The following is a 24,272-nucleotide window of genomic DNA, read 5'->3' on the forward strand; positions in this document are numbered from 1 at the left end:
TCAGAGAACCGTGGTTCCTGGGGAGGGGACGCAAGTGAACGGGGCGGCGAAGGGTGCCATCATCGGCGGGGTTTTCCTCGCGATGATCGGCGGAGCCGGATACGGCATGTACTCACTGGTCGGCGACACCGGCGGGGGCAAGGACGACACGACCGACGGCACGACGGCGGCCGGCGCGTCGAGGGGAGAGGGGCCGGTCACCGAGAAGGAGACCTCCGAGGCCGCGAAGGGCTTCCTGACCGCGTGGGCGGCCGGGGACGAGCGCGCGGCGGCCGACTGGACGAACAACGCGTCCGAGGCACTGTCGGCGGTCGCCGACTTCAAGGCCAGGGCCTACGTGTCCAAGGCGGTGATCACTCCCGGCACCCCGAGCGGCACGACCGTGCCCTTCAAGGTCGAGGCCGAGGTCACCTACGAGGGCACGACCAAGCCCCTCGCGTACGAGTCCCGGCTCACCGTGGTCCGCGGACTCAGTACCGGGAAGGCCCTGGTCGACTGGCAGGCATCGGTGATCCATCCGGACCTCAAGCGCGGCGAGCGTCTGCGCGCGGGCACACCGGCCAGTCCCCCGGTCAAGCTGGTGGACCGCAACGACCAGGAACTGACCCCGGAGAAGTACCCGTCGCTGCGGCCCGTACTGGCCCAACTGCGCGAGGTCTACGGCGGCAAGGCCGGCGGCAAGGCGGGAGTGGAGCTGTGGATCGAACCGGCCACGGCTCCCACTCAGGACGGTGACGCCGGGCAGGACGGCGGCGGCCGACGCACGCTGTTGACCCTGGTGGCGGGGGAGCCGAGCACGCTCAAGACGTACCTGGACGCGAAGGTGCAGGCGGCGGCGGAGCAGGCGGTGGCCAAGTACCCGGAGTCCTCGGTGGTGGCCGTCAAGCCGAGCAACGGTCACATCCTGGCCATCGCCAACCACCGCAAGGACGGCTACAACGCGGCGATGACGGGCACGCGCGCACCCGGATCGACGATGAAGATCGTCACGGCGGCGATGCTGCTCGACCGGGGCAAGGTGGCCGCCGACAGGCCCGCCCCGTGCGACAAGACGGTCTCCTGGGGCGGCCGTTCCTTCCACAATCTGAGCAACTTCCAACTGCCGGCGGGCACGAACTTCTCCACGAGCTTCGCCAAGTCCTGCAACACCGCCTTCATCAAGCAGATCAAGGAGGTCGACGAGGACGCCGCGCTGTCGAAGGAGGCCACGGAGGTCTTCGGCATCGGCCTGGACTGGAAGACGGGCATCAAGTCCTTCGACGGCAAGGTCCCGGTGACGACCGGCGCGGAGTCGGCGGCCGAGTACATCGGGCAGGGCCAGATCACCATGAACCCGCTGAACATCGCGTCCATCACGGCGACGGCGCGCAGCGGCCGGTTCCACCAGCCGCTGTTGGTCTCCGCCGAGCTGGACGGCCGGCCGACCGCGACGGCGGCGCGCACGATGAAGTCGTCGGTGCGCGGCCAACTGGTGTCCATGATGCGGCTGACGGCGACCAGCGGTACCGGCGCCGAGGCGATGGCCTCGGTCGGCGGCGACAAGGGCGCGAAGACCGGCTCGGCGGAGGTGGACGGCGCGGCGAGCCCGGACAGTTGGTTCACGGGCTTCAGCGACGACGTGGCGGCGGCGGCGATGGTCGAGGGCGGTGGCCACGGCGGTGACGCGGCGGGCCCGATCGTGGCGGCGGTCCTGCGTTCCTGATCCGGCCGGGGTGATCGCGGGCCCGCCCTGCGGGTCGCGGTCGCCGTTCGAGCCGGGCGGGACTTCGAAAGCACCTCGGCGACGGGACGACACCGAGGCCCAGGGTGGCGACATGACCACCACACACCCCCTCTTCGCGGAAGCCCTGGCCGAACTGGGACTGACGGACCTGTCCGTACGGACCTTCCCGGACGGCACCCGTACCGCCGCCGACGCGGCGGCGGCGATCGGCTGCGAGCTCAGCCAGATCGTGAAGTCGCTGATCTTCGCGGCGGACGGGGTGCCGGTACTGGTTCTGATGGACGGGTCGTCCCGGGTGGACGTGGAGGCCGTGCGCAGGGAACTGGGGGCGGCGAAGGTCACCCGGGCGGACGCCGCTCTGGTCCGGGAGACGACCGGGTACGCCATCGGCGGCGTCCCGCCCTTCGGCCACCGCTCCCGTACCCGGGTCCTGGCGGACCGCTCCCTGCTGGACCACGACGTCGTGTGGGCGGCGGCCGGGACGCCGCACACGGTGTTCCGCATGGATCCGAAGCAGCTCGTGACCGTCGCGGGCGCCACCCTGACGGACGTCCGCGAGCCCCGAGCACGGGCGTCCCCCCGAGCCCCGAGCACGGGCGTCCCCCCGAGCCGCGAGCACGGACGTTCCCGAGCCGCGAGCCCCGAGGCGCGAACGCGCGCCCCGACGCGCGCCCCCCACCCGCGCCCCGACCCGCGCCCACGGCGAGGCCGCGCGCCCGGCGGGACCGCGCTCAGAGGGACGCGCGTACCGCCCGGACCAGGGACTGCGCGCGGGGGTCGGCGGTGACCGACTTGGCCAGGGAATTGGTGACGTACCCGAAGCCGATGCCCGCCTCCGCGTCGGCGAAGGCCAGCGAGCCGCCGCGTCCCGGGTGCCCGAAGGAGGCCGGGGACAGCAGCGGGGAGGCCGGACCGTGCAGCATGTAGCCGGGGCCGAAGCGGGTGTTGACGACGAGGACCCGGTCCGGTCCCGAGGAGAGTTCCGAGGACGCCAGGGCCGCGGTCTCGGGGGTGAAGAGGCGGGTTCCGTCCTCGGTGTCGCCCAGTAGCGCGGCGTAGAAGCCGGCCAGGGCCCGGGCGGTGCCGATGCCGGCCGAGGCGGGCAGTTCGGCGGCCCGGTAGGCGGGGTCGTTCTCGTCGGGCAGGGGGTCGATGGCCGCGAAGGCGCGCCGGGTCGGCGAGTGCGGGTCGGCGTAGGCCTCCGAAACGTTTCTGCGGGGCCGGGTGCGCAGCGCTCCCGCCGACGCCGGCGGCTCCACCGGTCCGACCCTGCCGACCCGTCCCGCCTCGGCGTCGGGCAGCCCGATCCAGAAGTCCAGGCCCAGCGGCCCCGTGACCTCCCGCGCGAGCCACTGCCCCACCGACGTGCCGGTCACCCGGAGCACCAGTTCCGACAGCAGCCAGCTGTACGTCTGCGCGTGGTAGCCGTGGTCCGTGCCGGGCTGCCAGAAGGCGGTCTGTTCGGCGACGGCCCGCGGCCCGCTCTCGCCGTCCGCCGCCTGGGCCGGCGTCAACGGTCGGTCCAGCGCCGGGACGCCCGCACGGTGTGCCAGCAGGTCGCGGACCCGTGTCCGCTCCTTGCCGCCCGCCTTGAACTCCGGCCAGTGGGCCCCGACCGGCGCGTCCAGGTCCAGCAGCCCCCGCTGGTGGAGAAGCAGCGGGACGGCCGCGGCGACGCCCTTGGTGGCCGAGCGCACGACCTGCGCCGTGTCCGCGGTCCAGGGCGCGGCGCCTTCCGGGGCATGGACCGCGGACGCGCCGTCCGTGCCCCGGGTGTCGCCGCCGTCCACGTCCTTCGTACCGGCCCACAGGTCCACGACCTTGCGGCCGTCGCGGTACACGGCCACGGCCGCGCCCCGGTCCCCGAGCACCTCGAAGTTGCGCGCGAACGCGTCCCGGACGGCCTCGAAGCCCTCCGTCACCTCACCCTGGATCTCCACGACGGTTCCAACAACCGACCGCCGGCGCTTATGCCGCCGGCGTGGGCGGTGTCACCGAACGCGGGTCGAAGCCGAAGGGGAGTTCCAGCCGGTGGGCGCCCATCAGTTCCTCGTCGCACAGCAGGTCCTGTGTCCGCCCGTCGGCGGTGATGACCCCGTCGCTGAGGATCACCGCGCGCGGGCACAGTTCGAGCGCGTACGGCAGGTCGTGCGTGACCATGAGCACCGTCACGTCCAGCGAGCGCAGGATGTCGGCCAGCTCGCGCCGCGAGGCGGGGTCGAGGTTGGAGGAGGGCTCGTCCAGGACCAGGATCTCGGGCCGCATCGCCAGTACGGTGGCCACCGCCACCCGTCGGCGTTGGCCGAAGGACAGGTGGTGCGGCGGCCGGTCCGCGAAGGAGGCCATGCCGACCTGTTCCAGCGCCTCCCGGACCCGCTGCTCCAGTTCCTCGCCCCGCATGCCGGCGGCGGCGGGGCCGAAGGCCACGTCCTCGCGCACGGTGGGCATGAACAACTGGTCGTCGGGGTCCTGGAAGACGATGCCGACCCGGCGGCGGATCTCGGCGAAGTTCCGCTTCTCCACGGGCAGCCCGGCCACCGTCACGGTGCCGACCCCTCCGGCCAGGATGCCGTTGAGGTGCAGGACGAGCGTGGTCTTGCCCGCGCCGTTGGGGCCGAGGAGGGCGACGCGTTCCCCCTGCCCGACGGTCAGGTTCACACCGAAGAGGGCCTGGTGTCCGTCCGGGTAGGCGTAGGCGAGGCCGGATACGTCCAGCGAGGCCGGTGCGGGGGTCGAGGGGGCGTTCACGGCGTCCATCCCATCACGTTCGCGGTGCCCGTCCCACCCGGCACGTTCACGGTGTCCAGCCCACGCATCACGTTCGCGGCGCCCGTCCCACCCGGCACGTTCACGGTGTCCACTCCACCCATCGCGTTCACAGCGTCCACCCCATCAGACAGACGGCGAGCGCCGCCAGCGGGAGCACGGCCGCGTACGCCCACTGCGCGCGCGTGGCCGCGACGTCGTCGATCACCGGCATGGAGCCGGAGTAGCCGCGGCTGACCATCGCGAGGTAGACCCGCTCGCCGCGTTCGTAGGACCGGATGAACAGCGCGCCGGCCGTCTTGGCCAGCACCCCCCAGTGCCGGATCCCGCGCGCCTCGAACCCGCGCGAGCGGCGGGCGATCGACATCCGGCGGAGTTCGCCGCCGATCACGTCGCCGTACCGGATCATGAACGAGGCGATCTGGACCAGCAGTGGCGGCAGTTTCAGCCGCTGGAGGCCGAGGAGCAGCGCCCGCAGTTCGGTCGTCGAGGCGAGCAGGACGGAGGCGGCCACCCCGAGGGTGCCCTTGGCGAGCACGTTCCAGGCGCCCCACAGGCCGGAGACGCTCAGCGACATGCCGAGCACCTCGACCCGCTCGCCCTCCGCCACGAAGGGCATGAGCACGGCGAAGGCGACGAACGGCACCTCGATCAGGAGCCGGCGCAGCACGAAGCCGGCCGGGATCCGTGCGACGGCCGTGACCGCCGCGAGCAGGAGGGCGTACAGGCCGAAGGCCCACATCGCCTCCCGCGGTGTGGACACGACGACCAGCACGAACGCGAAGGTCGCGGCGAGCTTGCAGTGCGGCGGCAGGGCGTGGAGGGGCGAGTGCCCGTGCCGGTAGAGCTTGTGGGTGTGGCCGGCCCCCATGTCAGGCGGTGGGCACGGCGGTGGAGGTGGCGGTCAGGTCCTCGGCGCGGCGGCGTCGGACCACCCAGAAGATGCCGGTGCCGACGACGACGGTCACGCCGACGCCGATGATCCCGGCGAGGCCGCCGGACAGTCGGGCGTCGCCGACGCCCTTGACGCTGTAGTCGGCGACGGGGGAGTTCGCGGAGGCGTGCTCCTCGACGTGGGCGTCGATGCCCTTGTCGGCGGCGACCTTCTCCAGCCCGTCGGGGCTGGCGGAGGCGTAGTAGGACACGACACCGGCCAGCACGAGGGCGGTGACCAGGCCGGTGATCCACACGGGCTTGGTGGAACGGGCGGCTGCGACGGGCGCCGGGGCGGCGCTCGGGGCGTCGACGAGTTCGCCGTCGACGCGCAGCTTCAGCGGCGTGGCCAGCCCGCGCGCGCCGTGGACCAGGTCGGGGCGGACGGCCAGCACGGCGCCCACGGTCGCGGCCGTGATGAGGGCCTCGCCGATGCCGATGAGGACGTGTACGCCGACCATCGCGGTGAACACCTTGGCCACCGGGATGTCGGTCGTCCCTCCGACGGCGTAGATCGCGGTGAAGGCGGTGGCCGCGCCGGGCACCGAGAGCAGGGCCCCGACGAAGGCGGCGGTGGTGATCGAGGCCCGGCCGGTCGGCAGCACCTTCACCAGGCCGCGGAAGATCGCGTAGGCGATCACGACGGTGACGACGCCCATGACGGTGATGTTCACGCCGAGGGCCGTCAGACCGCCGTCGGCGAAGAGGATGCCCTGCATGAGCAGGACCACGGAGACGCAGAGCACGCCCGTGTAGGGGCCGACGAGGATCGCGGCGAGGGCCCCTCCCAGGAGGTGGCCGCTGGTGCCGGCGGCCACCGGGAAGTTGAGCATCTGCACGGCGAAGATGAAGGCGGCGACCAGGCCGGCGAGCGGTGCGGTGCGCTCGTCGAGCTCGCGGCGGGCGCCGCGGAGGCTGACCGCCACCGCGCCCGCGGCAGCGACGCCCGCGGCTATGGAGACGGGGGCGTCGATGAAGCCGTCGGGGACATGCATGTGTCTGCTCCGCTTCCTGCGGTAAGGCTCACGGCGGTGGGGCTCATGGCGGTGGGGTGCGTGGGAGCTCGGGCCGGTGTTGCGCTGACAAAGTCTTTAACCGTTCAAGAATAGTGCCCACTTGCAAACCGTTGGCAAGAGCGTACGCGCCCCAAATAGTGGCGCGCGGATTCGTTGGAATGTGCGACGCTGGGGCAATAGAGACGCATATGGTCCGATTTGTAGGAGCGGTGTCGATGTCAGCGACCGCCGATAGTCCCCACGTGACCGAGGTGACCACCACCGTGGAGGAGCGCGTCCGCGCCCGTGTGATCACGGACGATCCGCTCTACCGGGCGATTCCGGTCCTCCTGCGGTTCACCTCCGCCGAGCCGCTGGCCGTACGGATCGTCTTCCCGGCCGACCTGTCCCCCGAGGGCACGGACAACGAGTGGGTCTTCCCCCGCGCCCTCCTGGAGGCGGGCCTGACCGCCCCGACCGGGACCGGTGACGTACGGGTCTGGCCGTGCGGCCGGGTGCAGGCGATCGTCGAGTTCCACTCCCCCGAGGGCGTCGCCGTGGTCCAGTTCGACCTCTCCGCGCTGCGCCGCTTCCTGCGCCGTACGTACGCCCCCGCCGCGACGCCCGCCGCGACGCCGGTCGGCGAGCACGCCACCCGTTAGGCCCAACGCCACCGCACCCGTCCGACCGGCGGGCGCGAACGGGGCCGGCCCCGCACCCGGTGCTTCGGGTGCGGGGCCGGCCTCTGCCGCGATGACGGTCAGGCGTTGATCAGCTCGCGGTCCTTGTCCGGACCGTCCGAGGCGTCGCCGGAGTCGCCGAGGTGCTTGCGCAGGCTCTCGCCCTCCACGTCCACGTTCGGCAGGAGCCGGTCGAGCCACTTCGGCAGCCACCAGGCCTTGTGGCCGAGCAGCGCCAGTACCGCCGGGACGATCGCCATGCGGACCACGAAGGCGTCGAAGAAGACGGCGACGGCCAGGCCGAAGCCGATCATCTTGACCATCTGCTCACTGGCTCCGATGAAGCCCGAGAACACGGCGATCATGATGACGGCGGCGGCCACGACCACCCGCGCGCTGTACTGGAAGCCGGTCACGACGGCCTGGCCCGGACGCTCGCCGTGGACGTACGCCTCCCGCATGCGGGTGACCAGGAAGACCTCGTAGTCCATGGCCAGGCCGAAGACCACGCCCACCATGAAGATCGGCATCATCGACATGATCGGACCGGTCTGCTCCACCCCGAAGAGCGAGCCGAGCCAGCCCCACTGGAAGACCGCGACGACCGCGCCGAGGGCCGCGACGACCGACAGCAGGAAGCCGAGGGCCGCCTTGAGCGGGACCAGGATCGAGCGGAACACCAGCATCAGCAGCAGGAAGGCGAGGCCGACCACGAGCGCCAGGTAGGGCAGCAGCGCGTCGTTCATCTTCTGCGAGAAGTCGATGTTCATCGCGGTGGCGCCGGTGACGAGGACGTCGTCGCCGCTGCCGTCACGGATCTCGTGGACCAGGTTCTCGGTCTCGATCGAGGAGGGCCGGTCCTTCGGGATCACGTTGATGATCGCCGCGTCGCCGTCCTTGTTCAACATCGGCGGGGTGACCGCCACGACCCCTTCCAGACCCTTGATGCGGTCGGCCGTGGAGTCGGCGAGCGCCTTGTCGCCGTCGACGACGATCATCAGCGGGCCGTTGAAGCCGGGGCCGAAGCCGTCGGACAGCAGGTCGTACGCCTTGCGCTGGGTGGTGGAGACCGGCTGGGCGCCGTCGTCCGGCAGGCCCATCTCCAGCTTGCTCGCCGGGATGGCGATCACGCCGAGGCCGATCACACCGACCAGCAGCACCATGATCGGGCGGCGCAGGACGAAGCGGGCCCAGCGGGTGCCGCCGTTGGCCTTGGGCTCGGCGCCCTCGGCCTTCGCCCCGCCCTTGCCGAACAGCTTGCTCTTGGCACCGGCCGGCAGGACCTTCTTGCCGGCGAAGCCCAGGATGGCCGGGACCAGGGTCAGGGCCACGAGGACCGCGATGACCACCGTGCCGGCGGCCGCGACGCCCATCTTGGTCAGCATCGGGATGTTGACGACGGCCAGGCCCACCAGGGCGATGACCACGGTCAGGCCGGCGAAGACGACGGCGGAGCCGGCGGTTCCGGCGGCCCGGCCGGCGGCCTCGTCGCGCTCGCGGCCCTCGGCGAGCTCCGCGCGGTAGCGGGAGACGATGAAGAGGGCGTAGTCGATGCCGACGGCGAGGCCGATCATCATCGCGAGGGTGGAGGTGGTGGAGCCGAGGTCCAGCACGTTGGCGAGGGCCGTGATGCTGGAGACGCCGATGCCCACGCCGATCAGCGCGGTCAGCAGCGGCAGTCCGGCCGCGATCAGCGAGCCGAACGTGATGACCAGGACGATCGCCGCGATGGCGATGCCGATGATCTCGCCGGAGCCCGTCTCGGGCGCGGCCATCAGCGCGTCGCCACCGATCTCGACGGTGAGCCCGGCGTCCTGGGCGGCCTTGCCGGACACCTTCAGGGCGTCGCGGGTGTCGTCCTTCAGCTCCATGCCGCTGACGTCGTACTTGACGCTGACGTAGGCGGTGGAACCGTCCTGGCTGACGGCCTTGACCTGGTAGGGGTCGTCGATCTTGGCGATCTGCTCGGCGCCGGGGCCCTTCTGCAGGCCGGAGATGATCTTCTCGACCTCGGTCTTGGCACCCGGGTCGGTGACCTTCGCGCCGGCCGGCGCCTTGACGACGATACGGGCGGTGGCGCCGTCGGCGGCCATGCCCGGGAAGCGCTGCTCCAGCAGGTCGAAGGCCTTCTGGGCCTCGGTGCCGGGTATCGAGAAGGAGCCTGAGGTGGGCGCGGACGCCGAGGCCGCGCCGAAGCCGGCGACGAACAGCAGCGCCACCCAGACGAGGGCGACGAGGCGCCGACGCCGGAAGGCGCCCTTGCCGAGGCGGTAGAGGAAGGTGGCCACGTCGGTGGTTCTCCCGTTCGAGTCGTGGGATGGGACAGGGCGTGGTGAGCCGGCCCGACGACGAGAGCGGCGTGTCAGGAGCAGCGGTACGGGTCGTGCGTGGGGACTCAGACGCCGAGGGCGGGGAAGACCACGGCATCCAGGAACTGGCCGAGGAACGTCCGGTCGACCGACCGGTCCTCGATCAGAGGGAGCGCGATGAACGCCCCGATGAGCATGTGCGGTACGAAGTCGAGCGCCGGACAGTCCGGGGCGATCTCGCCCCGGGCCACCGCGCGCTGCAACATCATCTGGAGCCCGTTGATCTCGGGATCGACGAGCAGGTCGCGCAGTGCCTGGTGGAGTTCCGGGCTCTCGTGGACGGCATGGGCCAGACCCCGCATGAGCGCGGTGTCCTTGGCCATCTGCGCGTCGTCGGAGTGCTCGACCATCAGGGCGAAGTCCCCGCGCACGCTGCCCGTGTCGATCTCCCGGAGGGAGACCGGCTGGGTGCATCGCAGGGCCTTGGCCACCAGTTCGGGCTTGCTCCCCCACTGGCGGTAGAGGGTGGCCTTGCTGGACTTGGTGCGGGCGGCGACCGCGTCCATGGTCAGCGCCTCGTACCCGACCTCGCGGAGGAGGTCGAGGACCGCCCCGTGGAGTTCGGCTTCCCGCTCGGGGGTGATCCGGCTGCGCCGCGACGCGACCTCTTCGGGCATCCCCGGGCCCTCCCATCCGAACGAAACGGTTTCGTACTCCTTCGAGAGTACCCTCCCCCCGAACGAAACGAAACCGTTCCGTTTCGCTTCGGGGAGTGTCATGGATCACCTGTACGAGTTGCCAGGGCCCCCCTGCGCGGAAAGCATTGGGGGGTGAGTCACGACGTCGCGTACCTCCGGTTCCCGCACCTGCACGACGACCTGCTGTGTTTCGCCACCGAGGACGACCTCTGGGTGGCACCCCTGGCCCCGCCCGACGGCCCGGCCGGCCGGGCCTGGCGGATCACCGTCGACCGGACCCGGGTCGGCCACCCGCGGTTCTCCCCCGACGGCCGGCACATCGCCTTCACCACCTGGCGCAGCCTCGACCCCGAGATCCACCTCGCGCCCGTGGACGGCGGTCCGGCCCGCCGCCTCAGCCACTGGGGCTCCACCGACACCCGCGTCTGCGGCTGGACCCCGCCCGACAAGGACGGCCGCAGCGACATCCTGGCCGTCTCCTCGCACGCCCAGCCCTTCTCGTACTACTCCTGGGCCTACAGCCTGCCCACCGACGGCAGCCCCGGCGGCAAGCTCCCCTGGGGCCCGGTGTCCGACATCGCCGTGCGCGAGGAACCGAACGGCGAGCGCCGAACCCTGCTGCTCACCGGCAAGCCCCCGCACGAACCCGCCGCCTGGAAGCGGTACCGCGGCGGCGCCACCGGCCGGCTCTGGCTGCACGGCCGGCGGCTGCTGGAGGACGTGGAGGGCCATCTCGACTCGCCGATGTTCGTGGCCGGCCGGATCGCCTTCCTCTCCGATCACGAGGGCATCGGCAACCTCTACTCCTGCCTCCCCGACGGCACCGACCTGCGGCGCCACACCGACCACGCGGAGTTCTACGCCCGGCACGCCTCCAGCGACGGCACCCGGGTCGTCTACCAGTGCGCGGGCGACCTCTGGCTCGTGGACTCCCTCGCCCCGGACGCCGTCCCGCGCAAGCTGGAGGTCCGCCTCGGTGGCCCGCGCGCCGGCCGGCGCAGTTATCAGATCCCGGCCGCCCACCACGTCGACTCGCTCTCCGTCGACGCGACCGGCCGGGCCAGCGCCGTCGTCGTGCGCGGCAGCCTGTACTGGCTCACCCACCGCGACGGACCGGCCCGCACCATCGCCGACACCCCGGGCGTACGGGCCCGGCTGCCCGAGATGCTCGGCAGCGGCGGCCAGGTGGCGTACGTGACCGACGCGGAGGGCGAGGACGCGATCGAGATCGCCTACCTGCCCCGCGCCTCCGGCGACCGCGAACCCCGCCGGCTGGCCTCGGGCCGGCTGGGCCGCGTACTGGAACTGCTCTCCGACCCGGACGGGGAGCGGCTCGCCGTCGCCTCCAACGACGGCCGATTGCTGCTGATCGACGCGACCGAGGAGTCCGACGGGGAGGTCACCGAGCTGATCCGGTCCATCAACGGGCCCGTCACCGACATCGCGTTCTCCCCCGACGGCTGTTGGCTGACCTGGTCGCACCCGGGCATCGGGCGCTCGCTGCGCCAGATCAAGATGGCCCGCATCGCCGGCCCCGGCACCCGCACGGTCGTGGACGTCACCAACGGCCGCTTCGACGACGAGAACCCGGTGTTCACCCGGGACGGCCGGTTCCTCGCCTTCCTGTCCTGGCGCGGCTTCGACCCGGTGTACGACGTCCACACCGGCGACCTGTCCTTCCCGCTCGGCTGCCGCCCGTACCTGGTGCCGCTGTCCTCCGCGACACCCTCGCCGTTCGCCTTCTCCCCCGACGGCCGCCCCGCGGCGGGCGGACTCGACCCGGTGGAGGGCGAGTCCGGCGACGGGGACGGCTCGGTGACCGTGGAAGTGGAGGGCCTGGAGAGCCGGGTCACGCCCTTCCCCGTCACGGCGTCGAAGTACTCGGCCCTGTACCCGGTCAACGGCGGCGGCCTGGTGTGGCTGCGCTGGCCGATCTCGGGGGCGCTCGGCGAGACCTTCGCCAACCCCTCCGACACCAGCGGCAAGCCGACGCTGGAGCACTACGACATCTCCAAGGCCCGCAAGAGCGAACTCGCCTCCGGACTGGACTGGTTCGCGGTCAGCGGCGACGGCACCCGGCTGGTGATCAACGACGACGGAGACCTGCGGGCCGTCCCCTCGACCGAGTCGGGCGACGGCGACTCCACCGTCTACCTCGACCTGCGCCGCATCCTGCACGAGGTGGACCCGGCGGCCGAATGGCGCCAGGCGTACGAGGAGGCCGGCCGGCTGATCCGCGCCTACTTCTGGGAGCCCGACATGTGCGGCATCGACTGGGACGGGGTGCTGCGCCAGTACCGGTCCCTGGTCGAACGGGTCGCCTCCCCCGACGAGTTCGCCGACCTGATGCGCGAGGTCCTCGGCGAACTGGGCACCTCGCACGCGTACGTCTCCCCCGCCCGCCGCAACGAGGGCCCGCCCCACTACCAGCGGGCCATCGGCCTGCTCGGCGCCAACCTGGTGTGCCGGGACGGCGCCTGGATGATCAAACGGATCCTGCCCGGCGAGTCCTCGGACTCCAAGGCCCGCTCCCCACTGGCCGGCACCGGCATCCGCGAGGGCGCCGTGCTCACGCACATCGACGGCCGCCCCGTGGACCCGGTGACCGGCCCCTACCCGCTGTTGGACGCGGCGGGCGGCACCACCGTCGAGTTGACCTTCGAGCAGGACGGCGAGGGTCGGGCGCGCCGCGTCGCGGTCGTCCCCCTGATCGACGAACGGCCGCTGCGCTACCAGGACTGGGTGTCCAAACGCCGGGCGGTGGTCCGCGAGCTCAGCGGCGGCCGGTGCGGATACCTCCACATCCCCGACATGGGCGGCTCGGGCTGGGCGCAGTTCAACCGGGACCTGCGGATGGAGATGTCCCGACCCGCACTGATCGTGGACGTGCGCGGCAACGCCGGCGGTCACATCAGCGAGTTGGTCGTGGAGAAGCTGACCCGCTCGATCCTCGGATGGGACCTGACGCGCAACGCCCAGCCGGTGTCGTACGCCTCCAACGCGCCCCGGGGCCCGATCGTGGCCCTGGCCGACGAGGCGACCTCCTCCGACGGGGACATGATCACGGCGGCGTTCAAGCTGCTGGGGCTGGGCCCCGTGGTCGGCCAGCGCACCTGGGGCGGGGTGGTCGGCATGACCGGCCGGCACGTCCTGGGCGACGGCACGGTGATCACGGTGCCGATGAACGCGGCCTGGTTCCCGGAGTACGGCTGGTCGGTGGAGAACAACGGCGTCGAGCCCGACCTGGCGATCCTGCGCACGCCGCTCGACTGGGCGGAGGGCCGGCACGCGGTACTCGACGACGCGGTGCACCTGGCGTTGGAACTGCTGGAGCAGGACCCGGCGGCGGTACCCCCGGGCTACGCGGACGCCCCGGACCTGCGACGCCCGAAGTTGCCGCCGCGCCCGGCCGATTCGGCGCGGTAGCGGCGGGTCGTCGAAGGGGCGGGACCGCGCTCGCGGTCCCGCCCCTCGTCACACGGTCCTCGTCACACGGTCCTCGTCCCACCCGTCCCGACCCGCCCCTCGGCCTACTCCTCGAAGGGCCGGTCGAACGCGTCACCGGGTCCGGCGGCCCGGTCCCGTACCGCCGTCGGCATCGGGTCCCCCGGCGCGTCCTTCGCCTCGTCCCTCGCTTCCCGGGCCTTCGCGGCCCTGCGTTCGAGTTCTCTCGCCTTGTCCTGGAACTGCTCCCTGATAGACATGCGCCCAGACTTCCACGCGGTCGTTAAGTGCGCATTTCGGGCACTTGACGGTCGAGGTCCGGTCGGAGTCCCGTCGGGATCCGGTCGGGATCCGCCCCGTCGTGACCACCGTCGGCGCGATCAGCGGGACGTGCTGCGCCCCTGCTCGTCCGCGGCCCCGCCGGCCCCCACGAGCCCCTTGGAGACGCCGCCGAGCCTCGGTTCGAAACGTGCCATCTCGCGCTGCCCGACGGTCGCGATGATGCCCGGCAGGTAGCCGCGCACGCCCTGCATGCCCCGCAGCCACCACTGCGCGTACACGTGCGGCGAACGCCGCTCGATGCCGGCCACGATCCGGTCGACGGCCGGCCCCAGCGGGTACGTGCGGTTCGAGGGCCAGGGCAGCCGCTGCCTCAACTCCCGCATGACCTCGTCCCGGTCGGCGCCGCGCACCATGTCGGTGTCGGTCCAGGAGAGGTAGCCGACGCCGACCTTGACGCCCTTGTACCCGACCTCGGCGCGCAGGCAGTGCGCGAACGCCTCGACACCGGACTTGGAGGCGCAGTACGCCGTCATCATCGGCGCCGGGGTGATCGCGGCGAGCGAGGCGATCTGGAGGAAGTAGCCGCGGCTCTCCATCAGCACGGGCAGGAAGGCCCGGGCGGTGACGGCGCCGCCGATCAGGTTGACCTCGATCACCCGGCGCCACGCGTCGGGGTCGGAGTCGACGAACGGCCCGCCGGCGGCGACGCCCGCGTTGGCGACGACGATGTCCACCTTGCCGAACCGCTGCTTGACCTCCTGCGCGACCCGGGCCATCGCCTCGTGGTCGGTGACGTCGGCGTGCCAGTGGTCGCTCTCGGTGTGGAGCCGCTCGGAGACCTCCTTGAGGGCCTCCGGCTCCAGACCCACCAGGGCCACCTTCGCCCCGCGCGCGGACAGTTTGCGGGCGAGGAGTTCACCGACCCCGCGGGCGGCGCCGGTGACGACGGCGACCTGACCTTCCAGACTCCTGCGAGCGCTCACGGCGTCTTCTCCTTCGGGGATGTGTCGTGGTCCTGCCGGTGGCCAGCGCTTCCCGCGTACAGGGCGGTCAGCTCTCGCACGGCCCGGGTGACGGCCTCGGGGGCCTCGATCGGGGTCATGTGTCCCATGCCGGTCAGCTCGGTGAGCCCGCGGCAGTCGGGCAGCGCGGCGGCCAGGCGGCGGGCGTGGGCGATCGGAGTCAGACGGTCGCCGGTACCGGCGAGGACCGCGGTGGGCACGGTCAGTCGGGCCAGGTTCTCGCCCAGGTCCAGGTCGGCCAGGACCTGGGACCAGGCGTACCGGACGGCCGCGGGGCAGCCGTGCACGATGCGGGCGACGGCCTCGACCCGGTCGGGCGCGGTACCGGGCCCCATGGTGGCGTACTTGAGCACCTTGCTCGCGACGGGCGTGACCGGCCCGAGCGGGGCGCGGGAGCCGAGCACCGCCTTGGTGATCCCGGTCCGCACGCGTCCGGCACGCATCGGCAGCACCAGCGCCTCGGCGACGAGCCCCCCACTGCCGGTGCTGCACAGCAGGGTGGCCGCGACGTGTTCGGTGAACTCGGGCCGCCCGGCGGCGGCCATGATCGTCATGCCGCCCATCGAGTGCCCGGCGACGACGGCCCGTTCGCCGGGCGCGAGGGTGGCCTTCAGTACGGCCACCAGGTCGTCGGCGAGGGCGGTCGTGCCGTGCCGGAGCCCGACGGGGCTGCGGCCGTGGCCGCGCTGGTCGTAGGCGATGACCCGGTGGTCGCGGGCCAGGTCCCGTGTCTGGGCGGCCCAGAAAGCGGTGGAGCAGGTCCAGCCGTGGGCCAGCACCACGGGCGGGGCGCCCGCGTCGCCGTGCACCTCCACGTGCAGCCGGGCCCCGTCGGCGGAGACGGCGGTGAGCTCCCGACCGGCGACCGGGGGCGCGTAGGGTCCGGACGTGACGTGGGCGGGACGGCGGCTCACGCGGCGCTCCCGTCGCTCGTGACGGCCACCGCGGGTGCGGCCTCACGCACGGCGACCCCGGGCGCGTCCACCTCGGCCCCGCCGGCGCGGGAGGCCGACGCGATCGGGGCGATCAGGGAGGTCGGGGCGGCGGTCGGGAAGGTCTGAGCGCCGCCCGAAGCGGCCCCTGCGGCGGCCCGCTCCGCCCGCGGCTCCCCGCCCTTGCGGAGGACCTCGTACTCGGCGAGGTCGACGGTGCGGGTCTCGCGGCGGAAGGCGCCGGTGGTGCCCGGCCAGACCGTCGTGTTGAGCCCGTTGGCGTCCAGGTACCAGCTGGTGCAGCCGCCGGTGTTCCAGACGGTGCGTTCCATCCGCGACTGCACCTGTCGGTTCCACGCGTTCACGGCGGAGGGCCTGGCCGCGAGCGCGGTCCGGCCTCCCAGGGTGTCCAACTGCCGCAGGTAGTCGGCCATGTAGTTCAGCGCCGACTCGATCATCAGGATCATCGAGCTGTTGCCGAGACCGGTGTTCGGTCCGATGATCGTCATCCAGTTGGGGAAGCCGGCGGCCGTCGCACCGCGCAACGACTTCATCCCGTCCTTCCACGCGTCCGCGAGGGTCTGGCCGTCGGTGCCGACCACCCGGTCCGCGATCGGCATGTCCGTCACGTGGAACCCGGTGCCGAAGACGATCGCGTCCACCTCGGTCTCGGTCCCGTCGGCGGCGACCAGAACCGAGCCCCGGATCTCCTTGAGCCCGGAGGCGACCAGATCGACATTGGGCCGGGCCAGTGCCGGGTAGTACTCGCTGGACAGCAGGATGCGCTTGCAGCCGATGCGGTACGAGGGCGTCAGCTTGGCCCGCAACCCCGGATCCTTGATCGAACGCGCCATGTTGGCCTTGGCCAGGGACTCGACCAGGCCGAGCTGGTTCGGCCGCTTGGTGAAGGCGCTGACCTGGAGTTCCCGGATCCCCCACAGCAGCCTGCGCCGGGCGGCCTGGGTGAAGGGCAACTGCCGGTGCAGCCGGCGCTCGAAGGCGGAGATGGCCCGGTCGGTGCGCGGCATCACCCACGGCGGGGTGCGTTGGAAGAGGGTGAGGCGGTCCACGTCGGGAGCGATGGCCGGCACGATCTGGATGGCCGAGGCGCCGGTACCGATCATGGCGACGCGCTTCCCGCGCAGGTCGTAGTCGTGGTCCCAGCGGGCCGAGTGGAAGACCTTGCCGGGGAACTCGGCGAGCCCGGGGATCTCGGGCATCTTCGGGTCGGACAGCGGCCCGGTCGCGGAGACCACCACGTCGGCGGTGAGGCTCCCGGTCGGGGTCTCGATCTCCCACCTCAGCTCGTCGGCGTCCCAGCGCATCAGCCGGACCTCGGAGTTCAGTCGGATGTGCGGTCGCAGCCCGAACGTGTCGGCGACCTGCTCCAGGTAGGCCCGGATGTGCGGCTGGCCCGAGAAGGTCCGGGGCCAGTCGGGGTTGGGCGCGAAGGAGAAGGAGTAGAGGTGGGAGGGCACGTCGCAGGCGCACCCCGGATAGTCGTTGTCGCGCCAGGTGCCGCCCACGGAATCGGCGCGCTCCAGCACGACGAAGTCCGTGATCCCCTCGCGGCGCAGTCGTACGGCGGCCCCGAGCCCGCCGAACCCGGACCCGATCACCGCCACCCTCACGTGCTCGCGCCCGTCCACGCCGTCACCCTTGCCACCCATGCCCGCCGCCTCCGCTTCCGCAGTCCCAGCCCAGCCCAGCCACAACCACCAGTGCAACACTGCCAGCAATCACTGGCACAATCGGGAGAGTAGAGCAGCCTCGTACTCATGGGTAGGGGTCGCGCCCGGAAAGTTACTGCGGGTACGCCCGGGGTACGCCCGATCGGCGGGACGCCGCCCGACGGACGGGACACCGCCTAGGCTGCGCACGTGGCCGACAACGAGACGGAAGCAAGGACGACGATCGTGCCGAGTGCCGTGCGCGAATACCGTACGGAGGAGCTGGCCGAGGCGGCCGGCATCCCGGTGCGCACCCTGCGCTTCTACCGGGAGCGCAAGCTGCTGCCGCCGCCCCGCCGCGAGGGCCGGATCGCCTGGTACGACGATCACCACCTGGCCCGCCTGCGCACCATCGCCGGCCTGCTGGAACGCGGCCACACCCTCGGCGGCATCGCGGAGCTGACGGCCGCCTTCGAGAACGGGCGCGACGTCGGCCAGCTCGGGGAGCTGCTCGGCATCGGCTGGTCCGAGGAGACCCCGGTGCGCATGTCCCCCGAGGCCCTGGCCGACTACTTCGAGGGCGAGGTCACCCCGGAGAACCTGGCGGCCTCACTGGACCTCGGTTACCTCGCCACCGACGGCGACGCCATCGTGCACGTCAGTCGCCGCCTGCTGGACGTCTCCTCGGCGCTGGTCCGCGAGGGCGTTCCGCTCGCGGCGGTGCTGGAGACGGGCCGCCGGGTCCGCGAGCACGCGGACGCCATGGCGGCCCTGTTCACCGAGCTCATATCCACGCACATCGCGGACGACGCCGTCCCGCGCCTGCGCCCGCTGGCCAAGAGCGTGGTGGAGGCCGAGCTGACGATGGCTATGGACCGGTTGCACCAGCAGCGGGAGCAGCGCCCTCAGACGCCGAGTTCGTAGACGACGGTCACCGGCGCGTGGTCGGACCAGCGCTCGGGGTGGGTCTCCGCGCGCTCCACGAAGGCCTTCACGGCCTTGCCGGCCAGTCCCGGGGTGGCGACCTGGAGGTCGATCCGCCAGCCGGCGTCGTTGTCGAAGGCCCGGCCCCGGTAGGACCACCACGAGTACGGACCCTCGGTGTCCGGGTGCAGCGCGCGCACGACGTCGACGTACCCGGCCTGCTCGTACACCTTCCCGAGCCACTCGCGCTCCTCGGGCAGGAAGCCCGCGTTCTTGCGGTTCGTCTTCCAGTTCTTGAGGTCGGCTTCCCGGTGGCAGATGTTCCAGTCGCCGCAGACGACGACCTCGCGCCCGTCGGCGGCGGCCCGCTCCCCGAGCCGGACGAGATGATCGAGGAACTCGGCCATGAAGCGGTACTTCTCGTCCTGCTTCTCGGTACCCGCCTCGCCGGACGGCAGGTACAGGCTGGCCACCGTCACCCCGGGGAGGTCGATCTCCAGGTAGCGGCCGGCGGCGTCGAACTCGTCGCTCCCGAATCCGACCCGCACCGCCTCGGGCGCCCTGCGCGTGTACACCGCGACCCCGGCCCGCCCCTTGGCCGCGGCCGGCGCGAACGCGGTGTGCCAGCCCTCCGGCTCCCGGGCCTCGACCGGGATCTGCCCTTCCTCGGCCCGCACCTCCTGGAGGCACACGACGTCGGCGTCGGATCCCGCCAGCCATTCCACGAAGCCCTTCTTCGCGGCGGCCCGGATCCCATTCACATTCACGGAGGTCACGGTGAGCATCCCAGCACCTTAGCGGGAGCGTTCCGTACGATGTTCGGATGTCTCATGGGATAACCCTGCGCACCGTCGCCTACGACCACCCCGACGCGGCGAAACTCGACGCCCGGGTACAGATCGAATACCAGGAGCGCTACGAGGGGGAGGGCGACGCCACCTTCCTCGACCCGGCGATGTTCGTCCCGCCGAACGGCCTCTACCTCCTCGCCTACGACGCCTCGGACACCCCGGTGGCCAGCGGTGCCTGGCGCAGCCAGGATCACGGCGAGGAGGGGTACTCGGACGGTGACGCCGAGATCAAGCGGATGTACGTGGTCCCCGAGGCCCGCGGCCTCGGTCTGGCCCGGCGCATCCTGGCCGTGCTGGAGGACGACGCCCGGGCGGCGGGTCGCACCCGCATGGTCCTCGAAACGGGCGACCAACAGCCGGAGGCCATCGCCCTCTACGGCTCGTCGGGCTACACCCTGTCGCAGAAGTTCGGCCACTACCGCTTCCACGACTCCAGCCGCTGCATGACGAAGCCGCTGAACCCCTGACCGCACCCCACGACGCGCCTCCCGCACCGGAGTCGAGACCCCGGTGCGCGGGTGCCAACGGGCCCCCGGACAAAAGAAAGATCCCGCCCGGTCTTCCGACCGGACGGGATCTCTTGTCTGTGGACCTGTGGGGATTTGAACCCCAGACCCCCTCGATGCGAACGAGGTGCGCTACCAGACTGCGCCACAGGCCCTTGCGACGTGTGAAACATTAGCATCCCCGCGCGGGTGCTCCAAAACCGGTTTCCCGAGGTGTCCGCGCAGGTCACCGATCACTCGTTGGCGGCGCGCGGCCGGTCCTCGCCCTCGTACTGGTCGAAGAGCGGGGTACGGCCCCGCTCCCGGCCGCGCGGGCGCGGGGTGACGGGGATCTTCGGCTCCGGCTCGGAGGCCGGCGCCGGGACGGCCGGCTGGGCGCGCAGCCGGGGTTCCGTCGGCTCGGCGGTGCTGGAGCGGGTGGCGCTCCAGCCGTCCGGGGACGCCGGTCCGGTGGCACGCGGGGCCACGGGGGCCGTCACGTACGTCGGGAGCGGGACGGGGACGGGCTCCCAGCTGTCACCTCGGGCGGGGCCGCGTTCGCGTTCGCGCTGCTGGTCCACCCACTCGGCGTGGTCGGTCTGTTCGACCAGCGCGCGGCGACCGGCCTCCTGCGGGGAGACCGGTGGAGAGGGGTCCGGTTCGGTGCCGGCGGCGGACTCCGCCTCGCGGCGGCGCGGGCGGTTCTCGCGGAGCCGGCGGGCGGCGGCCTCGGCGCGCCGCCGATCCATCGTGAACTCGTAGCGCCGCCGCTCCTGGACCCGCAGGTGCACGATGTAGGTGCTCAGCAGCAGGGCCGGGAGGGCGGGCGCCCACAGGTAGCGCAGTCCGCCCACCGCGGCGACGATCGCCCCGAGGGTGAAGATCAGGAAGAGGAGCGCGGTGGTGCGCCTGCGGCGCGCGAGCACCTGGAGGCGCTGTTCCCGCCGGGCGCGCTCGGCCCGTTCGGCGCCGGCCGATCTGGGCTCCGCCCTGGTCGGAGGCACGTCGAGGACCCGGGCGTCGGCGTCGACGGAATTCACCGTCTCCGTCGCCACGTCCGGGTCCGCGTGGGGTTGGGGATCCACCTCTTCGGCACCGCGCTCGCGCAGCCCCTTGGCGTAACGGCGCTCCATTCCCGCCCGGCCGGAAAGCAGCCGGATGGCAGTGGAGAAGCGTTCCGTCGGACGGGCTTCGTTCAGCTCGTCCTGCCTCCGGAGCCACATGGGCACCAAGTAGGCGGCCCAGGCCCCCACAATGACTGCGTAGATGAGGCCGCTGCTGCTCACACCACACACCGTAGAGGGGTGCGGGCCGGCGGATCAGCCAATTGAGCCGGTGTGTCGCACGATCTCGCTGATATCACGGACTTTTTTTGTGATTCTTCGGATCAGGTTATGGGCGAATCGGCGCGCAATTCGAACGCGTTTGCGATTCGACTATTTCGGAGGGGCTCCGCGGTGTCCGGCCGTCCGGTGCCAACGGCTCAGCAGTCCCTCGGGCAGCTCCTCCACCGTGAGCGCGAAGACCAGGTGATCCCGCCACGCCCCGTCGATGTGGAGGTAGCGCGGTCGTACGCCCTCCTCGCGGAACCCGAGCTTCTCGACGACCCGTCGACTGGGCCCGTTCTCCGGCCTGATGCACACCTCGACGCGGTGCAGGCCGACCTTCGCGAAGCAGTGGTCCACGGCGAGCGCGACGGCCGTCGGCATCACCCCGCGCCCCGCCACGTCGCGGTCCACCCAATAGCCGACGTGGCCCGCGCACATCGAGCCCCAGGTGATCCCGGCGACCGTCAACTGGCCGACGAGACGCCCCTGGTACTCGATGACGAACGGCAGCATGCGCCCCGCGTTCGCCTCCGCCCGCAGATGGCGGACCATTTGACGGTACGTCGGCCGGTGGATCACCGGTCCCCACGGCGCCGGCGGCGGGATCGTGGCCTCCCACGGCCGCAACCATTCGCGGTTGCGGCGGTTGACCTCGCGCCAGGCGCGCTGGTCCCGCAGTTTTATCGGCCGCAGCGTGACATCGCCGTCCGTCAACACCACGGGCCAGGAAGGGCCGTTCAGCTCTCGCTCCCCGACGGTCTCGGATGGTCGCCACCCCGGATCTGGTCCACGGCGTGCGGCAGGATCCGGGACAGCACCGCGAGGCCGTCGCGGACCCCGCCGGTGGAGCCGGGCAGGTTCACGATCAGCGTGTGGCCCGCGACCCCCGCCAGCCCCCGGGACAGCGCCGCGGTCGGCACCTTCGCCAGGCCCTCCGCGCGAATGGCCTGCGGAATCCCGGGGATCTCGTAGTCGAGGACCTTCGCGGTGGCGTCGGGGGTCCGGTCGGTCGGCGAGATGCCGGTGCCGCCGGTGGTCAGGATGACGTCGTAACCGGCGGCCACGCCCTCGCGCAGCGCCTGCTCGACGGGGTCGCCGTCCGGGACGACCCGCGGGCCGTCCACGGCGAAGCCGAGCGCGCCCAGCGCCTCGGCCAGCAACGGGCCGCCCTTGTCGGCGTACACGCCCTGCGAGGCGCGGTTGGAGGCGGTGACCACCAGCGCGCGGGTCACGGGCGGCGCCTCGGGGGCGTCGGGCCGTGCCGCCCACGCCTCGCCGGCCACCGGCGGTACGTGGCTCAGCCGGCTGTGGACCTCGCCGCCGCGCGGGGCGTTCACGCGCGGGTCCAGTCGCCGGACTTGCCGCCGGTCTTCTCCTCCACCCGGACGTCCGTGATGACGGCGCCCTTGTCGACGGCCTTGACCATGTCGATCACGGTGAGTCCGGCGACCGCGACGGCGGTGAGCGCCTCCATCTCGACGCCCGTGCGGTCCGTGGTCTTCACGGTGGCGAGGATCTCGACGGCGTCGTCGGCGACCCTCAGGTCCACCTTCACCCCCGAAACGGCCAGCGGGTGGCAGAGCGGGATCAGGTCGGGGGTCTTCTTCGCCCCCATGATCCCGGCGATCCGCGCGGTGGCGAGGGCGTCGCCCTTCGGCACGCCCTCGCCCCGCAGCAGTTCGACGACCCGGGGGGAGACGAGGACCCGTCCGCTGGCTCGCGCCGTCCGGGTGGTGACGTCCTTCGCCGACACGTCCACCATCCGGGCCGCGCCGGCCTCGTCGATGTGCGTCAGCCTGCTCTGCGTGCTCATATCTGGTGCCGCTCCCGCTCCGGGCCCCGCAAGGGCCTGTGTGGTGCAACACGCTACCCGCACCCGAGGCACCTCAGCCGAGCAGGACCACTTCCACCTCGGCCCCCGGCTCCACCGAGGTGACGTCCTCCGGTACGACGATCAGCGAGTCGGCGTGCGCCAGCGCGGCGATCAGGTGCGATCCCGATCCGCCGACCGGGCTGACCGTCGCGCTCCGCGGGTCGTACGCGCCGCGCAGGAACTGCCGGCGGCCGGCCGGGGAACCGAGGGCCTTGTCGGCCTTGAGTTCGGCCCGTACCACCGGACGGCTGACGGCGGACTCGGGCAGGCCCATCAGGGTGCGGATGGCGGGGCGCACGAACAGCTCGAAGGAGACGTAGGAGGAGACCGGGTTGCCGGGCAGGGCCAGCAGCGGTGTGTGGTCGGGGCCGATGGTGCCGAAGCCCTGGGGCTTGCCGGGCTGCATGGCGAGCCTGCGGAAGTCGATGGCGCCGCCGTCCACGTCGTCCTCACCGGCGGCCACGGCGGTCAGGGCCTCTTTGACCACGTCGTACGCGCCGACGCTGACGCCGCCGGTGGTGACCAGCAGGTCGGCGCGGACCAGCTGGTCCTCGATGGTGGAGCGCAGGGTGTCCGCGTCGTCGGCGACCGCGCCGACCCGGTAGGCGATGGCCCCGGCGTCCCGCGCGGCGGCGGCCAGCGCGAAGCTGTTGGAGTCGTAGATGGTGCCCGAGGTCAGCGGTTCGCCCGGCTGGACCAGCTCGCTGCCGGTGGACAGGACGACCACGCGGGGGCGCGGCCGGACCCGTACCGTGCCCCGCCCGATGGCCGCGAGCAGGGCGATCTGCGGCGGACCGAGGACCGTGCCGGCGGCCAGGGCGAGGTCTCCGGCCTGTACGTCGCTGCCGCGCGAGCGGACGTGCGCCCGGGCCTCGGCGGAGCGGTGGACCCGTACCTCGCCGCCCGCGCCCTCGGGCGCGGAGCTGGCGGGGGTCATGCCGACCGCGGCGCCGCCGCCGGTCCCGCCGTCGGTCCACTCGACCGGCACGACGGCTTCCGCGCCGGGCGGCAGCGGGGCGCCGGTCATGATGCGGGCGGCCTGTCCGGGGCCGACTGTGGGCAGCGCGCCGCTGCCCGCGGCGACGTCCCCGATGACCGTCAGCACCGCGGGGAACTCCTCGCTCGCGCCCTGGACGTCGGCCGTGCGGACGGCGTACCCGTCCATCGAGCTGTTGTCGAAGGGCGGGAGGGCGACGGGCACGGTGACGTCCTCGACCAGGACACAGCCCTGGGCGTCGAGCAGTTGGAGTTCGATGGGCTCCAACGGCCGGACGGTGGCGAGGATGTCCGCGAGGTGCTCGTCCACCGACCACAGACGGTCGTGATCGGTGCCCTGCGGTGCGGAACTGGTCAAGGT

General features: G+C 72.3%; 21 protein-coding genes, 1 tRNA gene and 1 pseudogene. 6 read left to right on the top strand and 17 right to left on the bottom strand.

Annotated features, from left to right (window positions below; translation table 11 throughout):
* The first annotated feature begins 34 nt into the window (after positions 1–34).
* A complete protein-coding gene (locus ACQEVM_RS31275; RefSeq protein ID WP_433084552.1) occupies positions 35–1,702 on the top strand; it encodes a penicillin-binding transpeptidase domain-containing protein in 1,668 nt (555 codons plus the stop codon).
* A gap of 112 nt (positions 1,703–1,814) precedes the next feature.
* A pseudogene (locus ACQEVM_RS31280) lies at positions 1,815–2,285 on the top strand (YbaK/EbsC family protein); the annotation flags it as partial.
* A gap of 169 nt (positions 2,286–2,454) precedes the next feature.
* On the opposite strand, the gene ACQEVM_RS31285 reads toward ACQEVM_RS31280, so the two are convergent.
* The 4 genes from ACQEVM_RS31285 to ACQEVM_RS31300 all read right to left on the bottom strand — a co-directional run bounded on the left by ACQEVM_RS31285 (position 2,455) and on the right by ACQEVM_RS31300 (position 6,417).
* Entirely contained in the window at positions 2,455–3,663 is a 1,209-nt protein-coding gene (locus tag ACQEVM_RS31285) for a serine hydrolase domain-containing protein (protein ID WP_433084554.1), read from the bottom strand.
* A 28-nt stretch (positions 3,664–3,691) separates the two neighbouring features.
* On the bottom strand, positions 3,692–4,480 hold the full coding sequence (locus ACQEVM_RS31290) for an energy-coupling factor ABC transporter ATP-binding protein (RefSeq protein ID WP_433084556.1): 789 nt from the start codon (positions 4,478–4,480) through the stop codon (positions 3,692–3,694).
* A 118-nt stretch (positions 4,481–4,598) separates the two neighbouring features.
* Positions 4,599–5,360 carry a cobalt ECF transporter T component CbiQ gene (gene cbiQ / locus ACQEVM_RS31295; RefSeq protein WP_433084558.1) on the bottom strand — a complete coding sequence of 254 codons (762 nt, stop codon included), beginning with the start codon at positions 5,358–5,360 and terminating at the stop codon, positions 4,599–4,601.
* Position 5,361: 1 nt separating this feature from the next.
* The gene (locus ACQEVM_RS31300; protein ID WP_433084560.1) at positions 5,362–6,417 is read right to left on the bottom strand and encodes an energy-coupling factor ABC transporter permease; all 1,056 of its coding nucleotides are present in this window, start codon (positions 6,415–6,417) and stop codon (positions 5,362–5,364) included.
* A 263-nt stretch (positions 6,418–6,680) separates the two neighbouring features.
* Between ACQEVM_RS31300 and ACQEVM_RS31305 the strand changes: the two genes are divergently transcribed.
* Entirely contained in the window at positions 6,681–7,079 is a 399-nt protein-coding gene (locus tag ACQEVM_RS31305) for an SsgA family sporulation/cell division regulator (RefSeq protein WP_433084562.1), read from the top strand.
* A gap of 98 nt (positions 7,080–7,177) precedes the next feature.
* On the opposite strand, the gene ACQEVM_RS31310 is transcribed toward ACQEVM_RS31305, so the two are convergent.
* The gene (locus ACQEVM_RS31310; RefSeq protein WP_433084564.1) at positions 7,178–9,385 is read right to left on the bottom strand and encodes an MMPL family transporter; all 2,208 of its coding nucleotides are present in this window, start codon (positions 9,383–9,385) and stop codon (positions 7,178–7,180) included.
* Positions 9,386–9,492: 107 nt separating this feature from the next.
* Positions 9,493–10,083 (bottom strand): TetR/AcrR family transcriptional regulator, encoded by a 591-nt coding sequence (locus ACQEVM_RS31315; RefSeq protein ID WP_433084566.1) that lies wholly within the window; start codon positions 10,081–10,083, stop codon positions 9,493–9,495.
* A gap of 153 nt (positions 10,084–10,236) precedes the next feature.
* On the opposite strand from ACQEVM_RS31315, the gene ACQEVM_RS31320 reads away from it, so the two are divergent.
* Complete coding sequence (locus ACQEVM_RS31320) at positions 10,237–13,530, top strand: S41 family peptidase (RefSeq protein WP_433084568.1); 3,294 nt, start codon at positions 10,237–10,239, stop codon at positions 13,528–13,530.
* A 104-nt stretch (positions 13,531–13,634) separates the two neighbouring features.
* Here ACQEVM_RS31320 and ACQEVM_RS31325 read toward each other — a convergent pair whose 3' ends face one another.
* The 4 genes from ACQEVM_RS31325 to ACQEVM_RS31340 all read right to left on the bottom strand — a co-directional run bounded on the left by ACQEVM_RS31325 (position 13,635) and on the right by ACQEVM_RS31340 (position 17,454).
* Positions 13,635–13,808: a hypothetical protein gene (locus ACQEVM_RS31325; RefSeq protein WP_433084570.1), complete on the bottom strand. Its 174-nt coding sequence runs from the start codon at positions 13,806–13,808 to the stop codon at positions 13,635–13,637.
* 120 nt (positions 13,809–13,928) lie between these two features.
* On the bottom strand, positions 13,929–14,813 hold the full coding sequence (locus ACQEVM_RS31330; RefSeq protein WP_433084572.1) for an SDR family oxidoreductase: 885 nt from the start codon (positions 14,811–14,813) through the stop codon (positions 13,929–13,931).
* Complete coding sequence (locus ACQEVM_RS31335; protein ID WP_433084574.1) at positions 14,810–15,766, bottom strand: alpha/beta fold hydrolase; 957 nt, start codon at positions 15,764–15,766, stop codon at positions 14,810–14,812. Before ACQEVM_RS31335 ends, ACQEVM_RS31330 begins: the two co-directional genes overlap by 4 nt.
* On the bottom strand, positions 15,763–17,454 hold the full coding sequence (locus ACQEVM_RS31340; RefSeq protein WP_433084576.1) for a flavin-containing monooxygenase: 1,692 nt from the start codon (positions 17,452–17,454) through the stop codon (positions 15,763–15,765). The genes ACQEVM_RS31335 and ACQEVM_RS31340 overlap by 4 nt, the downstream gene beginning before the upstream one ends.
* 210 nt (positions 17,455–17,664) lie before the next feature.
* Between ACQEVM_RS31340 and ACQEVM_RS31345 the strand changes: the two genes are divergently transcribed.
* On the top strand, positions 17,665–18,378 hold the full coding sequence (locus tag ACQEVM_RS31345) for a MerR family transcriptional regulator (protein ID WP_433084578.1): 714 nt from the start codon (positions 17,665–17,667) through the stop codon (positions 18,376–18,378).
* Here ACQEVM_RS31345 and ACQEVM_RS31350 read toward each other — a convergent pair.
* Positions 18,360–19,163, bottom strand: coding sequence for an exodeoxyribonuclease III (locus tag ACQEVM_RS31350; protein ID WP_433084580.1), 804 nt, complete (start codon positions 19,161–19,163; stop codon positions 18,360–18,362). The genes ACQEVM_RS31345 and ACQEVM_RS31350 overlap by 19 nt on opposite strands.
* Positions 19,164–19,201: 38 nt before the next feature.
* Between ACQEVM_RS31350 and ACQEVM_RS31355 the strand changes: the two genes are divergently transcribed.
* The gene (locus tag ACQEVM_RS31355) at positions 19,202–19,696 is read left to right on the top strand and encodes a GNAT family N-acetyltransferase (protein WP_433084582.1); all 495 of its coding nucleotides are present in this window, start codon (positions 19,202–19,204) and stop codon (positions 19,694–19,696) included.
* A 120-nt stretch (positions 19,697–19,816) separates the two neighbouring features.
* On the opposite strand, the gene ACQEVM_RS31360 is transcribed toward ACQEVM_RS31355, so the two are convergent.
* The 6 genes from ACQEVM_RS31360 to glp form a co-directional block, all read right to left on the bottom strand.
* Positions 19,817–19,890, bottom strand: a tRNA-Ala gene (locus tag ACQEVM_RS31360).
* Between the two features lie 78 nt (positions 19,891–19,968).
* Positions 19,969–21,000 carry a divisome protein SepX/GlpR gene (gene sepX / locus ACQEVM_RS31365; RefSeq protein ID WP_433084584.1) on the bottom strand — a complete coding sequence of 344 codons (1,032 nt, stop codon included), beginning with the start codon at positions 20,998–21,000 and terminating at the stop codon, positions 19,969–19,971.
* A 150-nt stretch (positions 21,001–21,150) separates the two neighbouring features.
* A complete protein-coding gene (locus ACQEVM_RS31370) occupies positions 21,151–21,783 on the bottom strand; it encodes a GNAT family N-acetyltransferase (protein WP_351750065.1) in 633 nt (210 codons plus the stop codon).
* Positions 21,780–22,325 carry a MogA/MoaB family molybdenum cofactor biosynthesis protein gene (locus ACQEVM_RS31375; protein ID WP_433085498.1) on the bottom strand — a complete coding sequence of 182 codons (546 nt, stop codon included), beginning with the start codon at positions 22,323–22,325 and terminating at the stop codon, positions 21,780–21,782. Before ACQEVM_RS31375 ends, ACQEVM_RS31370 begins: the two co-directional genes overlap by 4 nt.
* Before the next feature lie 50 nt (positions 22,326–22,375).
* Positions 22,376–22,855, bottom strand: a complete 480-nt coding sequence (gene moaC / locus ACQEVM_RS31380) for a cyclic pyranopterin monophosphate synthase MoaC (RefSeq protein WP_267800008.1) — start codon at positions 22,853–22,855, stop codon at positions 22,376–22,378.
* 73 nt (positions 22,856–22,928) lie between these two features.
* A complete protein-coding gene (gene glp / locus ACQEVM_RS31385; RefSeq protein ID WP_433084586.1) occupies positions 22,929–24,269 on the bottom strand; it encodes a molybdotransferase-like divisome protein Glp in 1,341 nt (446 codons plus the stop codon).
* Between the last annotated feature and the right edge of the window lie 3 nt (positions 24,270–24,272).

It is taken from the genome of Streptomyces sp. CA-243310 (genome assembly GCF_050936775.1).
Classification (GTDB): Bacteria; Actinomycetota; Actinomycetes; order Streptomycetales; family Streptomycetaceae; genus Streptomyces.